We start from the raw sequence: 14576 nt of genomic DNA on the forward strand, positions 1-14576 counted from the left end.
GCGCTGCCCGCATATAGCTTGCCCAACCCCCGCTCATGGGTGGAGAAGTGCCATGCCTACGTACCAATATCGTTGCGCAAAGTGCGGCGAGGTTTTCGAGCACATCGAACACGTCGCTGAGCATGAGACTGTTCGCCTGCGTTGCCCGAAGTGCGCCAGTGAGTCCGTTCAGCACCAGCCGACGCAGTTCTTTGCGAAGACCTCCAAGAAGAGTTAGGTCACCGGGGTTTGCTATCGGGCGGCCCCTTGCCTCGCCGACCTCCTGCCGCGTGGCGCCCAATACTAAGGTGTCAACGTGCCAATTGCGGCCCAATCCGGCACCACCCCCCACCGGCCCTCGACGTGTTGCCCGGGCTCCAACTTCAATAGGCCGATCCCTGAGCGAAGAGCATTCGGCGGGCACGTCATTGGCTCGATCGCAATGGCGCGTCGTCGACGCGCCACATTCTCGATGGTGTCGCCCGTGTACACCATGAGGTATCGGAACAACGAATCGGCCCAGAGGCTGACACGCCGGCCTTTGTCGGGGCTCGCCACGGATGCACGCGCGAGGCCGTCGGCCCCTCGCACGAGGTCCGTGTAGCCAGTATCCAGCCGCATCGAGCCGACCGACCGCGGCTCGGTGAAATCCCGGTCCGATCCGGCGACCGGCTCGTCTCCGACCGGAAGCCCGCGGTCGTCCATCACCAGGCATCGGTTCGCCGGGACCCGCAGGACCGCGTCATCGATGGCGGCGCCCGCCGTCAGGTAGGGATGGAAGCCGATCCCGAAGGGCGCGGGGACGCTCGAGGCATTCCGCGCCAGAAAGGAGACCGTCAGGCCTGTCACGTCGAGCCGATACCGGACTTCCAGGTCGAGCCGCCACGGATACCCCGGCTGTGGGTGGAGCGCGCAGGTCAACGCAACTTCACCGGCTGACTTCGATGCACTCCGCCATGGGAGCCATCGCACCAGCCCATGGATCGCATTCTGCAACTCGGGCTCGTCGAGCGCCGCTTGGCCGGTTCGACCTTCGAACCGGTACTGCCCGCGGTCGAGGCGGTTCGGCCAGGGAGCCAGCACCTGACCGCGGCCGCTGGGCGACCACTCCTCCACTCCGAATCCATCGATGATGTCCGCGTCTTCCACCGAGTAGTGGCGCAGCGTCGCGCCCACTTCGGTCACGATGGCGCGCTGCGAGCCGTGACGGATCTCGTATTGCGCGCCCGAGGGTGGCGAAACCGCGTTGACCGAGCTCATCGATTCCGTGCGGTGGACCGCCGCAAATCAGCAGCTTCCGAGAGAGCCACGGCGCTGGCGATGAACGTCAGGTGAGTGAACGCCTGGGGGAAGTTGCCGATCAGTCGCTGGTGCGCCTGGTCGTATTCCTCGGCGAAGAGTCCGAGATCGTTTCGGAGCGAGAGCAGCCGGTCGAAAAGCGCCTGGGCCTCCTCGAGTCTGCCGAGCATGGCCAAGTCGTTGACGAGCCAGAAGCTGCAGGCGAGGAACGCGCCTTCGCCCGGGGGCAATCCGTCGGCCGCGTCCTTGTCCGGGATGTACCGCATCACGAACCCGTCGTGCACGAGCTCGCGTTGGATCGCCTCGACCGTGCCGGCCACGCGCGGATCGGTCGCCGGCAGGAATCCGACCTGGGGGATCAGCAGCAACGCCGCATCGAGCTGCGTGGATCCGTAGTACTGGGTGAACGTGTTCCTCTCGGCGTCGAAGCCATTGCGGCACACCTCCTCGTGGATGTCGTCCCGCATCCGTAGCAATTCGTCCATCGCGCCCTTGTAGCCCGACTCTTGCAACATCTTCACGACGCGATCGGCGGCGACCCAGGCCATCACCTTCGAGTGAACGAACTGACGTCGGGGCCCCCGAACCTCCCAAATGCCATCGTCGGGTTCGCGCCAATGGCGCTCAAGCCACAGAACGAAGCTTTGGGTGGGATCCAGCGCTGCGGCGACAGCAGTCATGCCGAGCCGACGCGCGCGGTAGATCGCATCGGCCAACTCGCCATAGACGTCAAGCTGCAGTTGCCCCGAGGCAGCGTTTCCGACCCGCACGGGGGCGGACCCCTCGTAGCCCGCCAGCCAGCCGAGTTCGTACTCGTCGAGGCGGCGCTCTCCTGCGATCCCGTACATGATCTGCAGGTCATCGGGGTCGCCCGCAACGGCGCGGATCACCCAGTCGCGCCATTGCGTCGCTTCCTCGACATAGCCTGCAGACATGAGCGCGTCCAGCGCGAGCGCTGCGTCTCGTATCCAACAGTACCGGTAGTCCCAGTTGCGCACGCCGCCAAGGAACTCGGGCAGGGACGTGGTGGGCGCAGCCACCAGCCCGCCAGTGGGTGCGTAGGTGAGCGCCTTGAGCGTGATGAGGGAGCGTTCGACCTCGTCCTTCCACGCACCTTTGTACGTCGACCGACCCGACCAGGCGCGCCACCACGCCTCAGTCTCGGCCACGGCATCGAGAGCATTGATGGGTGGCGGCGCCTCTTCCCAGGAGAGGTACCCTGAGAGAACAAAGCAAACGCGCTCGCCCTCGTTCACCGAGAAGTCGGCTTCGAGACAACGGTCCTGCGACGTGATCGGTACGACGGCCGTCTCGAACTCGGTTTCGAGAACGAGCGTCGAAGGCCGATACCGTCGCGTCGTGGCGAGGGCGTCTACGGTCGGAGCGATGCGCCATCGACCGTTTTCCTCGGTGCCGAGCAGGTTCGCGAAACATGCGGGAGAGTCGAAGCGCGGCAGGCACAACCAGTCGATCGACCCATCGATCCCGACCAATGCTGCAGTGTGCATATCGCCGATGAGTCCGTAGTCCTCGATTCGAAGAGCCATTCGACCTCCCGTGGGGCAGTCGGCGCCGAGGCGGATTCAGGCTTGAAACCGCGGTGGCGTTGCTGGGTCCGTCTGGCCGGGTGAGCAGCGAGCTGGAGCTAGGCCCGATTTTGGAGGCGACTGGCCTCGCCTGTGCTGCGTTGACATTGCCCAGTTACCAACGTAACGATTTCCGACAGTATCGGCCGCGGAAGAGGTGCCCACTCCTGCAGTCAAGGCTTTACCCACGGGGGAACCTAATGCGCAGCGATGATCACTACGATTTCATCATCATCGGCAGCGGGGCCGGCGGCGGCACGCTCGCCCTCAAGCTGGCCCCTTCCGGCAAGCGAATTCTCATCCTCGAACGCGGCGACTATCTGCCGCGCGAAAAGCAGAACTGGGATCCGACCGAGGTCTTCGTGAAGAACCGCTACGTGTCGAAGGACACGTGGTACGACTCGGACGGCAAGCCGTTCCAGCCGGGCGTCCACTACTTCGTCGGCGGCGCGACCAAGATGTTCGGCGCTGCGATGTTTCGCTTGCGTGAGAGGGATTTCACGGCGCACAGCACTGCCGACGGCTCGACGCCCGACTGGCCGATTCGGTACGACGAATTCGAACCTTACTACACGCAGGCAGAAGCGCTCTACCACGTCCATGGTCAGCGGGGCGATGATCCCACCGATCCGCCGGCCAGCGCACCCTACGCATTTCCCCCCGTGAGCCACGAGCCGCGTGTGCAGGAGATCGCCGATGGCCTGAAGCGTGCGGGTTATCGGCCGGCGTACGCGCCGACCGGCATCCTGCTGGACGAGGCGGACCGTCCGCATAGCCAGTGCATACGCTGCAATTCCTGCGACGGCTACCCCTGCCTCGTCCACGCCAAGGCGGACGCTGAAGTCATCGCCGTGCGGCCCGCGTTGCAGTACCCGAACGTGACGCTGAGGAGAGACGCGCATGTCCAGCGCCTCGAAACGGACGCCAGCGGACGCACGGTCACCAAGGTGATCGTGCATTGCGATGGGCAGCGCGAGGAGTACACCGGAAGCCTCATCGTCGTGTCCTGCGGGGCGGCCAATTCCGCACGGCTGTTGCTCATGTCGGCGAATCAAAAACATCCGCGCGGGCTGGCGAACGGTTCGGACATGGTGGGTCGCCACTTCATGTTTCACAACGCGGTCGCGCTGGTCGCCCTTTCCCGGCACGAGAACCCGACCGAGTTCCAGAAGACGCTCACGATCAACGATTTCTATTTCGGTGCGACGGACTACGAATTTCCGCTCGGCAATATCCAGATGCTCGGCAAGTCCCAGGGACCGATGTTCAAGGAAGATGCGCCACGGTTCGCGCCCGGCTTCACGTTGGATCAGATGGCCCGACACGCGGTGGATTTCTGGCTCACGAGCGAAGACTTGCCGCTTCCGCAGAATCGCGTCTCCGTGAATTCTGGCGGTGAGATCCAACTCCACTACCAGTTTACGAACGTGGAGCCGATCAATCGCCTGCAAAGGAAATTGCAGTCGATGCTCGAGCACATGGACATGCATCCTCACCTCATCCCGAACAACCTCTACATGGGAAAGCACATTCCGATCGCCGGCGTCGCTCACCAGTCCGGCACCTGCCGGTTTGGCATCGACCCGGCAACTTCCGTCCTCGACGTCAACTGCAAGGCGCACGAGCTCGACAACCTGTACGTCGTGGACACGAGCTTTTTCCCAAGCATCGGGGCGGTGAATCCGTCGCTGACCGCCATCGCGAACGCCTTGCGCGTCGGCGAGCATCTGCTGCACCGCATCCAATGACAAATTACCCGCTCGCACGGCGCAAAGAAGTCGCGGCCGTGTACGGTGCCGGCTTGATTCAGGGCGTGGCGTTGGTCACGTTTCCGGCGGCGGGCGTCGTTCTCACCAGCGCCACGGGCTACGGTTTGTCGAGAACGGAATACGGCGGAATGTTCGTGCCCCAGGCGGTGACAGCCATCGTATCCTCCCTGCTGGGCGCCGGCTTGGCACGACGCCTCGGCGCCAAGCGCATCTTCTTGATCGGACTCGTTGCGAATCTGGCGTCGATGGCGCTGCTCGTTCTGAGCCGGTTCGCGATGAGCGAGCACGCGCTTGCCTACGTGGTCCTGCTCGTCGCCACCGGCTGCCTCGGCGTCGGTTTCGGTTTCACGGTGCCGACGCTCAACACCTTCGCCGCCGCCTTCTTTCCTCAGAAAGTGGACAAGGCCGTGTTGGCGCTGAACGCCCTGCTGGGGTCAGGCACTGCGCTGGCGCCAATTCTTGTCGCGGTGTTCGTCGGTCTGGGCTTCTGGTGGGGACTTCCGGTGCTGGCTGGCGCGCTGACCCTGGGGTTGCTCCTGTTCAGTGCGCGCTTGCCGCTCGGTCCGGATGCGCAGGCGGACGGCGCCGCCGTCATGGGCGGGCGGACGAAGCTTCCTTTTCGGTTCTGGGTGTTCGCCGGATTCGCGCTCTTGTACGGTGTCTGCGAAACGATGAACGGCAACTGGGCTTCGCTCTACATGACGAAGGAACTGGGCGCAAGTGCGACGCAGTCCTCGCTCGCCCTCACCGTGTTCTGGGGCATGGTGACGGCAGGGCGCGTCCTCTTTGCCCTCGTCGGGAAATGGTTGCCCGAGCGCGCCGTCTTCCAGGTCCTGCCGTTGCTCGTGGCCGCTGGCTTCGTCGTCCTTGCCTTCCTGCAGCCGAGCCAGCCGCTCTTCGGCATCCCGGCCTTTGCGCTCGCGGGCTTCGGTTGTTCGGCGTTGCTGCCGCTGGCCATCAGCTTCGGTCAGGCGGAACTCAAGGCCATCGCAGCATCGATGGCCGGTGGATTGATCGCGTCCTACCAGATCGGCTACGGTATCGCGGCCTTTGGCGTCGGCCCTCTGGAGTCACGGTTGGGATTGAGCTTGGGCACGATCTATGGAGCGACCACCGGCGTCGCGCTGGCGCTGGTCGTGCTTGCCGCGCTCATCGCCCGCCGCCCTGCGCGACTGGTCACGGAAGCAGCGCGCGCGCCGATTCAAAGTCCGACCCGGACTTCAACCGTCACTCATCGAGGAGATCAACCATGAACCTGAAGGACAAAGTCGCCATCGTCACCGGCGGGAACAGCGGCATCGGTCTCGCCATCGTGCTGGAGCTCGCCAGGCAAGGCGCCAACGTTGTCATCGACTATGTCGTGCATCCCGAAGCAACGGAAGCGACGGAGAGGCAGGTCCTTGCCTTGGGAGACCAGGCGATCGGCGTGCAAGCCGACGTGAGCAAGGTAGCCGACCTGCAAAGGCTGATCGCCACTGCCGTCAAGAGGTTCCGCCGGGTCGACGTCATGGTCAACAACGCAGGGGTCGAGACTCGCACCTCCGTGCTCGACACGAGCGAGGCGGATTACGACAAGGTGCTCGCCATCAATCTCAAGAGCGCGTTCTTCGGCACCCAGTTCGCCGCGCAGCAGATGATCAAGCAGGGGGGCGGCGGGCGCATCATCAACGTCAGTTCCGTGCACGAGGACTGGCCGATGCCGGGCAACGCGGCCTACTGCCTTTCGAAGGGCGGCATTCGCATGCTCACGCGCACGGCGGGCGTCGAGCTGGCGCCGCACAACATCCTCGTCGTCGGCGTCGGCCCTGGCGCCGTGGCCACGCCGATCAACCTGTCGACCATGAACGATCCGGTATTGCTGAAGAAACTGAACTCGGCCATTCCGTTGGGCCGCATGGCTCGTTCGGAGGAAATCGCGAGCGTCGTGGCGTTCCTCGCGAGCGACGGTGCGAGCTACCTGACGGCCACCACGATTTTCGTGGACGGCGGGATCATGCAAAGCAGTCCTGGACTGTGATGAGTCGCACCGGAGAACTCCAGATGACACCGGGAAGCGCCTGGCCCGATCTGCACTCAACGTAGTCTCGTCGCCGACGGCAGCTTTCAGGCCTCGAATCAAACAGGCCGGAGGACGGCTTCGGGCCCAGAAGAGACTTTGATAGGGCAAATCTGGCGGACCCGAAAGCTGACACTGCCCCATAAGGTGACGGGACGATCCCTTTGAGCGAGCGCTACAAGCCAGGGCTCAAATACTGCTCTACGCACCTCGAGCCTATGGACCACGAGCCAGTCGTTCGGTACCGCGGGCCACGCGCCGACGCTGCCCCGCGACCTCGCCAAACTGTTGCTTGTACCAGCGCGAGAAGGCGCTCAGCGCCGAGAACCCCAGGAGTTCGGCAACTTGCGACAGCGGCCGCGTTCCGTCATCGACGTACTGCGCGGCCAGCTCGCGCCGGATGGTGTTCACCACGTCGGAAAAAGTCGTGCCCTCGCGCAACAAAAGCCGATGAACGGTGCGCTTGTGGACGCCGAGGTGCTGAGCCACTTGCTCGATCGAGCCCTGGCCCGAAGGAAGCAGCACGAGCAAGATGTGGCGCACGCTGTCGACCGTGCTCACGGGACCCGAGTCGGCAGCGGCTTCCAGAGTCAACCGCGCATAGCGCGCCATCACTGGGTCGGCCATCGGATTCGGTGCGTCCATGTCACGCGTGGTGCAGACAAGCCCGTTGAAATCCTGTCCGAACTCGACGGCGTAGCCGAAGATGCGGTGGTGCACACTCGGATCGCGCGGTGGTGCGTGCACGAAGCAGACCCGCAGTGGGTTCCAAGTTGGCCCGAGGAAGAACTTCAAGCTGCGAAACGTCACGCCGACCAGAAGTTCCGTCGCTTGCCGCGAAGATCCGTGATGGCGAACGAGAAACTCTTCGCGAAGCACAGCAATGCCGTTGCTCTCCTCGAGCTTCAGAAATAGCGACTCGTTCAGCACGTGGCTATAGCGCGTCATCGCCCGCACGAAGCGCCGAACCGTGGGTTCCTCGCGCGCCATCAACGCCACGGCGCCAAGGTTCGATAGCTGCCGCGTCTCGGCCATGCGCAGGCCGAAATTGTCCAGCCCGCTGGCGATCGCCGATGCCTCGAACAGGGCCCGAACCGCATCACTGGGAATCCGCAGGTCAGGATCATGGAGGCAGGCTGGACTTAGTCCCACCTCCGCCAGCAGGGCGACCGGGTCGAGTCCCGCGGCCCGCGCTACTTCGGGGTAGTTGGTCAGGCTGGCGCTGCGAATGAGATTCGACATGGGGTTTGCCCTCGGTGTCCTCGTAGGTTAAACGCGTGGCACCGCTGGTCAATCGGCAAATCCCCAGGTCGGAACAATCACTCCACCAACCAGCCGCAACTGGCAAGCCAACAGCAGGACCACTTTCAGGAGACACGACCATGGATCACGACATCGCCCAATCTTCATCATCGACGCCGGTCTGCGACCGCTTGCGCAGCACCGGCAACTGGAATCCCAACTGGGAACCCTTTGCCGAACTCGACTCTGCATGGACCGAGAAATTCATGTCGATGGCCATGGCGCCGATGCTGTCGGGCGTCCTGGACGCGAAGACAGTCGAATTCCTTGCCATCGCCGTCGACGCCTCGTGCACCCACATGTATGGGCCGGGCGTGCGCCGCCACATCCGCAAGGCGCTGGAACTCGGCGCCACCAAGGAAGAGATTACCGCCGTGCTGCAGTGCGTGAGTGTGCTCGGCATCCATTCCATGAGCATCGGTGCCCCCATCCTGCTCGACGAACTGGCGTCAGCTTCGGCGCGCTGAGCCGCCCCTCCAGCCACTCCATTTTTCCTAACCTCAAGGACACAGATCATGCAATTCCTCGACGACTCCCTGCTCCCCGAAAACCAGCAACCCCTGGTCATCCAAGTCGCGCCCTATGGGCCCCAATGGGCCGCAGGCGATTCCGACGACATCGCCATCACGATGGACGATCAGATCCAAAAGGCAGTTGACTGTTGGAACGCCGGCGCCACCGTGCTGCACGTGCACGTGCGTGAAGAAGACGGCAAGGGCAGCAAGCGCCTGTCCAAGTTCAACGAGATGCTGGCGCGCCTGCGGGAAGCCGTGCCCAAGATGATCCTGCAGGTCGGCGGCTCCATCTCCTTCGCCCCCGAGGATGACGGCCAGGCCGCCAAGTGGATGACGGACGACACGCGCCACATGCTCGCCGATCTGAACCCGCGCCCCGACCAGGTGACGATCGCGATCAACACCAGCCAGATGAATGTGATGGAGCTGATGACCGAGGCCGACGTCGCTGGCACCTCGCTCAGCAACCCGGCCGTGCAGGCAGCCTACACCGACATGATCGTGCCATCGAATCCGTCGTGGCATGTCGAGCACCTGAAGCGCCTCACGGCCAGCGGAATCCAGCCGCATTTCATGCTCGGCAACGTGACCCAGCTCGAGACGGTGGAGCGACTCATTCGCCGCGGCGCGTACACCGGGCCGCTGATCCTCAACTACGTGGCGATTGGCGGCGGCTTCGCCGGGTTGAATCCGGCAGACATGATGGAGTTCGTGCGCCGCACGCCCGACGGCGCGGTGCTCACGCTCGAGACCCTGAACCGTCATATCTATCCTATGAACACGATGGCCATCGCACTCGGCATGCATGTGCGCGTTGGCATCGAGGACACGTTGTTCGGCCCGCGCGGGGAACGCATGACCTCCGTGCAGCAGATCGAGATGATGGTGCGAGTCGCGCGCGAGCTGAACCGCGATGTCGCCAGCGGCGACGAGGCACGACGCATCTACAAGCTCGGCGAGACCTACCGCAACACTGACGAAACGCTGGCGAAACTGGGCCTGCCGCCGAACCGCGCGCATGGTCAGCGCGGCGTGCCGTTGCGCGTCGCGGCCTGAAGCCGCGCGCCGGCTGCCGTCCGATGGTGACGCGCAGCCGACCGCGGCGCGCCTATCCGATCGGCGCACGCCGGCTACCGCCGCGCCGGGCGCATCGATAAGCACTAGTGGGCCTGCGACCCCCATCTGCGCGCGCGCTCTGCGCGGCGAAAGAGAACTGCAGCCGGAAGCTGCACACCAAAAAGAGACAAGAGACAAACGCCATGAATCCTTCCCTGTCGGCGGGCGCAGCCCCTGCGCCATCGAGAGACCTCGCCGGTGGATCGCGCATCTATGCGTGGTCGGTCTTCGCGCTCACTTTCGGCCTGATGTTGTCCGACTACCTGTCGCGGCAGGTCATCGGCGCAGTGATGCCGGCCCTCAGGGCCGAGTGGGGTCTGCTGGACTCGCAGCTAGGCATGCTCGTGAGCGTGGTCTCGCTGGTGGTCGGCCTATTGGTAGTGCCGATTTCACTAGCCGCCGATCGCTGGGGTCGCGTCAAGAGCATCACGCTGATGGCTTTCGTGTGGTGCCTGGCGACCATCGCCTGTGGCCTGGCGCAAAGCTACGGTCAGTTGCTCTGGGCGCGGGCCTTCGTGGGTCTTGGCGAGGCGGCGTACGGGGCCGCAGGGGCCGCTCTGCTGGCGCATGTGTTTCCCGCCAGGCAGCGTGCCGCAGTGATGGGCGCCTTCCTGTCCGCGGGCTTGTTCGGTTCGGTGCTCGGCGTGGTCCTCGGGGGCGCTGTCGTCGCCCAATCAGGGTGGCGCACAGCCTTCTTCGCCGTGGGTGCGCCGGGCCTGCTGCTCGCCCTGATCTACCCCTTCGTCGTACGCGATTACAAGACAGTCCCACTGACGCCCGAGGGCCAGGGTCACGCGGCCCCCGGCCAACTCCATGTCGCACGCATCGCTCGCGAAGTGTTCGCTGCCCGCTCCGGCAACTTCGCCTACCTCGCGAGCGGCCTGCAGATGGCGATGCCCGCGATGCTGATTGCTTGGCTGCCGACCTACTTCGTTCGCTTCCATGGGATGGACGTGAAGAAGGCGGCCCTGATGACTGGCGTCGCAGTGCTGGTGTCAGGCCTCGGCATGATCTTCGGCGGTGGCATGGCGGACCGGTTGAGCGCCCATCAACCGCGGCTTCGGGCCCTTGTGCCGGCGCTCTATTCGGTGCTCACGGCTGTGGTCCTTATCGCCGCGTTTGCGCTCCCGACCGGTCCACTGAGTCTGGGCCTGATCTTCCTGGGCGCCTTGTTCGCGGCCGCGCAGGGCGGCTGCTCCGTCGCCCTTGCCTGCGATGTCACCCATCCTGGCGTGCGTGCGACGGTCACGGCGACGGCGACCCTGGCCAACAACCTGCTCGGCCTGGCACCGGGCCCGATCATCGTCGGGGTGCTCTCCGATCTCTTCGGCCTGAAGATTGCGCTGACGCTGACGCCCGTGCTGGCGCTGGCATCGGCTGTTCTCTTCGTTCTGGCCTCGCGCAGCTATGAGCGGGACGTGGCGCGCAATCGCGCAACGAGGACACCAACATGCTGATTTCAGATCATCCCAGCGCCCCCGACCCATCGCCCTCCGCTGACGGTTGCCCACGGTGGACCGATGTGCTTGGGGACCAGGACCTGGCCGCTGGAGGCCGCTGCTTCGCACGCCACGGCGGGCACGAGATTGCCCTGTTCCGTATCCAGGGCGCCGTGTACGCAATCGCCGACAGCTGCCCGCATGCCGGCGCATCGCTCGCGAGCGGGGAGCTCGAAGGCGCCACGATCAGATGTCCGGCTCACGGCTTGCGCTTCGACCTCGTTACCGGCTACGCCCGCGGCGGCGGCTTCGCCATGCGCATCTACCCGGTCCGCGTGCACGAGGGCCGCGTCGAAGTCGACCTTGGCGCAACTGCCCGCTGACACCTCTCTCAACCTCATCCACCCGGAGCCTCGGATGACCATTCCTTCCAATCATCGTGTCGACACCTTGCATGACCATCTCGGTCATGACTTCGGCTGTTCGACCCCTGCGCTGCTCAACCAGCAACGTATCGACCACTTCGCCCAATGCACGGGCGACGACCAGTGGATCCACGTCGATGTGGAGCGCGCTCGAGCGCAAGCACCATTCGGCGGCACGATCGCACATGGAATGCTGCTGCTGTCACTCATCCCCACCGCCCAGTTCGAGCTCGGCGTATACCCCCGTGACGCCGCCAACGTGCTGAACTACGGCTTCGACAAGGTTCGATTCCTGGCACCAGTGCCGGCGGGCTCGCGCGTTGTCGTGCAAGTCGCGCTGGTCGAAGTCGAGTCGAAGGGCCCGGGCCGCATACTCGTCCGTTGCAGCAATACCGCCTTCGTCCAGGGCGCACCTGAGCGGCCGGTGCTGGTGGCCGAGTCGATGGGCATGGTGATGGCATGAACAACATCGCCTTCTCCTCCAAGACAACGGACGCCCAAGCGCCGTTGGTCAACGTCGGACTCGAGCGTACGCCTGTGCGACTGAGCGAATCGCTGCGGGCGATGGCCACTGCGGCGATCATGCAGCCCGCCAAGACCATCGGCGCCGTCGGCCGCGCTGCCAGCGAACTGGCGCAGGTGGCGTTCGCCCGCTCTTCGGTCGAACCTGCGGCGCGCGACCGCCGCTTCGACGATCCAGCTTGGCGCGACAATGGGTCTTACAGGCAACTGATGCAGGGGCATCTCGCGCTCTGCCGCGAGACGCAACGCCTGGTCGGCGAGCTCGGCCTTTCCGCATCCGACGAGGCGCGGGCGAGGATGGTGCTTGGCATGGTGGCAGATACGCTGGCGCCGACTAACACGCTGCTTGGCAATCCAGCCGCGCTCAGGCGTACGCTCGATACCGGGGGCGCCAGCTTGATGCGCGGAGCGGCGCAGCTGCTCGAGGATTGGCGCCACAACGGCGGGCTGCCGGCGTCGGTGGATGTCTCGAAGTTCAAGGTTGGCGAGAACCTGGCGACAACACCCGGCGATGTCGTGTTCCGCAGCGAACAGCTCGAACTCATCCAGTACCGGCCGCAGACGCCAAATGTGCACGGCACACCACTCTTCATCGTGCCGCCGCAGATCAACAAGTACTACGTCTGGGATCTCGCACCCGGACGCAGTCTGGTCGAGTTCCTTGTGCAGCAGGGTTTCCAGGTCTTCATGGTCAGTTGGCGCAACCCGACCGCCGAGCAGGCCAACTGGGGGCTGCAGTCCTACGTGCTTGCGCTCGAGGATGCGATGCGCGTGACGCGCGACATCGCGCGCGCGCCACAGGTGCACTTGCTCGGCGCATGCTCGGGCGGCATCACTTCGGCTGCACTACTGGCCTACCTGGCCACCAAAGGCAGCAACTGGGCGCGCAGCCTGACGCTGCTGGTGTCGGTCCTGGACATCGACACCATCTCCGACAGCTCAATGGGCCTATTCGTGAACCTGGAGACGCTGGACATTGCGCGCACCCTGAGCGGTGCGCGCGGCGTGCTCAAGGGCAAGGACTTGGCCAAGGTGTTCGCGTGGCTGCGGCCTAACGAGCTGATCTTCAACTACTGGGTCAACAACTACCTGCTCGGCGAGAAGGCTCCGGCTTTCGACGTGCTCTACTGGAACTCGGACACCACGGGCCTGCCGGCGCGCCTGCATGCCGATTTCCTGGCGCTGCTCAAATCCAACGCGCTCGCGCAGCCCGGTTCCCTGACGATCGCCGGGCAGAAGCTAGACCTTCGCGATGTGACCTGTGATGCCTACATCGTGGGCGGCAGCACCGACCACATCACGCCCTGGCAGGGCTGTTACCGCACGCGCGCAATGCTCGGCGGCAAGAGCGAGTTCGTGCTCAGTTCGAGCGGCCACGTGCAGTCGATCGTCAATCCGCAGGGCAACAAGAAGTCGTCGTTCGTCACGAATGGCGGCTCGCATGACACACCGGAGGCCTTCGAACAGGGCGGGACGGCCCGTGAAGGCACTTGGTGGCCGCACTTGGCAGCGTGGCTGGCGGGGCGATCGGATGCCGAGAGGCGCGCTGCGCGCCAGCCTGGGTCGAAGCGCTATCCGGCGCTGTGCGACGCGCCCGGCACCTACGTGATGCATGAGGGCTGACCGCGTGGCCAAAGACAACGCTGTCACGCCTGAGCGCACCCACTGCGTCACTCTGGACGGTCAGGTCATCCGCTACGGCGAGGGCGGCTCACTTGGGGCTGCGCGCGTCCTGTTGTTGTTCAACGGCATTGGCGCCAGCGTCGAGACTGCCGCCGAATTTGCCGACGCGTTTGAGAACACGCGCGTCATCGCCTTCGACGTCCCGGGCGTCGGCGCGTCGCCTGCACCCCTGTTGCCGTACCGGCTGCGCACGGTGGCCGATCTCGCGGCGGCACTGCTGGACCATCTCGGGCTGAGTTCTGTCGATGTGTTTGGCGTCTCGTGGGGTGGCGCGGCGGCGCAGGAGTTCGCGCTGCGGCACTCGAAGCGCTGCAGGACGCTGACGCTCGCGGCCACGACGGCAGGCTTCATGATGGTGCCCGGCCAACCGGCTGTGCTGCTGAAACTTCTCAGTCCACGGCGCTACCTCGACCCGGGCTATCTGATGCAGATCGGTGGACGGCTCTACGGAGGCGTGCTGCGGCAAGACCGCGACCTGCTGCAGCTGCACGCGGCCGCAATGCGCGGCCCCAGCCATCGCGGCTATCTGTACCAGTTACTCGCCGTGTGGGGATGGACCAGCTGGCACCGGCTGCACCGCGTCAAGCTGCCGACGCTGGTGCTGATGGGCGCCGACGACCCCATCGTGCCGTTGGTCAATGGAAGGATCATTGCGTCCCGCGTGTCTCGCGCGACGCTGCAGACGGTCGATTGCGGCCATCTGTTCGTGCTGACGAAGCCGGCCGAAACGGCGCGGCGCGTCGAGCGTTTCATGGCCGCACACGTAATGCCGGCCTAGGGAGATGCTGATCAATGAATGACGTCGTCGGATCTCAAGACATCACGACACGATGCGGTCGCGATTCCGGTCAACGTCGCGCCGTGAGGTCTGCCCACCGGGCGTTT

14 protein-coding genes are annotated in these 14576 nt (G+C 64.8%); 11 read left to right on the plus strand and 3 right to left on the minus strand.

The window, feature by feature from the left end:
- Positions 1-52: 52 nt before the first annotated feature.
- Positions 53-217, plus strand: coding sequence for an FmdB family zinc ribbon protein (locus QZH52_RS36420; RefSeq protein WP_301816173.1), 165 nt, complete (start codon positions 53-55; stop codon positions 215-217).
- 65 nt (positions 218-282) lie between these two features.
- Here QZH52_RS36420 and QZH52_RS36425 read toward each other — a convergent pair whose 3' ends face one another.
- Positions 283-1239 (minus strand): aldose 1-epimerase family protein, encoded by a 957-nt coding sequence (locus tag QZH52_RS36425; RefSeq protein WP_301816174.1) that lies wholly within the window; start codon positions 1237-1239, stop codon positions 283-285.
- A complete protein-coding gene (locus tag QZH52_RS36430; protein WP_301816175.1) occupies positions 1236-2825 on the minus strand; it encodes a glycoside hydrolase family 15 protein in 1590 nt (529 codons plus the stop codon). Before QZH52_RS36430 ends, QZH52_RS36425 begins: the two co-directional genes overlap by 4 nt.
- 239 nt (positions 2826-3064) lie before the next feature.
- Between QZH52_RS36430 and QZH52_RS36435 the strand changes: the two genes are divergently transcribed.
- From QZH52_RS36435 to QZH52_RS36445, 3 genes are read left to right on the plus strand one after another with little or no spacing between them, the layout of a single operon-like run.
- Positions 3065-4612: a GMC oxidoreductase gene (locus tag QZH52_RS36435; protein WP_301816176.1), complete on the plus strand. Its 1548-nt coding sequence runs from the start codon at positions 3065-3067 to the stop codon at positions 4610-4612.
- On the plus strand, positions 4609-5886 hold the full coding sequence (locus tag QZH52_RS36440) for an MFS transporter (protein ID WP_301816177.1): 1278 nt from the start codon (positions 4609-4611) through the stop codon (positions 5884-5886). The genes QZH52_RS36435 and QZH52_RS36440 overlap by 4 nt, the downstream gene beginning before the upstream one ends.
- Entirely contained in the window at positions 5883-6650 is a 768-nt protein-coding gene (locus tag QZH52_RS36445; protein ID WP_301816178.1) for an SDR family NAD(P)-dependent oxidoreductase, read from the plus strand. The genes QZH52_RS36440 and QZH52_RS36445 overlap by 4 nt, the downstream gene beginning before the upstream one ends.
- 255 nt (positions 6651-6905) lie before the next feature.
- Here the strand turns inward: QZH52_RS36445 and QZH52_RS36450 are convergent, their stop codons facing one another.
- Positions 6906-7931, minus strand: coding sequence for an AraC family transcriptional regulator (locus QZH52_RS36450; protein ID WP_301816179.1), 1026 nt, complete (start codon positions 7929-7931; stop codon positions 6906-6908).
- Between the two features lie 140 nt (positions 7932-8071).
- Here QZH52_RS36450 and QZH52_RS36455 point away from each other — a divergent pair, with 140 nt between their 5' ends.
- The 7 genes from QZH52_RS36455 to phaZ all read left to right on the plus strand — a co-directional run bounded on the left by QZH52_RS36455 (position 8072) and on the right by phaZ (position 14469).
- Entirely contained in the window at positions 8072-8458 is a 387-nt protein-coding gene (locus QZH52_RS36455; RefSeq protein WP_301816180.1) for a carboxymuconolactone decarboxylase family protein, read from the plus strand.
- Between the two features lie 48 nt (positions 8459-8506).
- A complete protein-coding gene (locus QZH52_RS36460; RefSeq protein ID WP_301816181.1) occupies positions 8507-9562 on the plus strand; it encodes a beta-keto acid cleavage family enzyme in 1056 nt (351 codons plus the stop codon).
- Between the two features lie 107 nt (positions 9563-9669).
- Positions 9670-11079 carry an MFS transporter gene (locus QZH52_RS36465; protein WP_301816182.1) on the plus strand — a complete coding sequence of 470 codons (1410 nt, stop codon included), beginning with the start codon at positions 9670-9672 and terminating at the stop codon, positions 11077-11079.
- Positions 11073-11444 (plus strand): Rieske (2Fe-2S) protein, encoded by a 372-nt coding sequence (locus QZH52_RS36470; RefSeq protein ID WP_301816183.1) that lies wholly within the window; start codon positions 11073-11075, stop codon positions 11442-11444. Before QZH52_RS36465 ends, QZH52_RS36470 begins: the two co-directional genes overlap by 7 nt.
- Positions 11425-11949: a MaoC family dehydratase gene (locus QZH52_RS36475; protein ID WP_301816184.1), complete on the plus strand. Its 525-nt coding sequence runs from the start codon at positions 11425-11427 to the stop codon at positions 11947-11949. The genes QZH52_RS36470 and QZH52_RS36475 overlap by 20 nt, the downstream gene beginning before the upstream one ends.
- The gene (locus tag QZH52_RS36480; protein ID WP_301816185.1) at positions 11946-13631 is read left to right on the plus strand and encodes an alpha/beta fold hydrolase; all 1686 of its coding nucleotides are present in this window, start codon (positions 11946-11948) and stop codon (positions 13629-13631) included. The genes QZH52_RS36475 and QZH52_RS36480 overlap by 4 nt, the downstream gene beginning before the upstream one ends.
- 4 nt (positions 13632-13635) lie before the next feature.
- Positions 13636-14469: a poly(3-hydroxyalkanoate) depolymerase gene (phaZ, locus tag QZH52_RS36485; RefSeq protein WP_301816186.1), complete on the plus strand. Its 834-nt coding sequence runs from the start codon at positions 13636-13638 to the stop codon at positions 14467-14469.
- The last annotated feature ends 107 nt before the right edge of the window (positions 14470-14576 follow it).

Origin of the sequence: Variovorax ginsengisoli (assembly GCF_030486595.1) — a bacterium.
GTDB lineage: Bacteria > Pseudomonadota > Gammaproteobacteria > Burkholderiales > Burkholderiaceae_C > Variovorax > Variovorax ginsengisoli_B.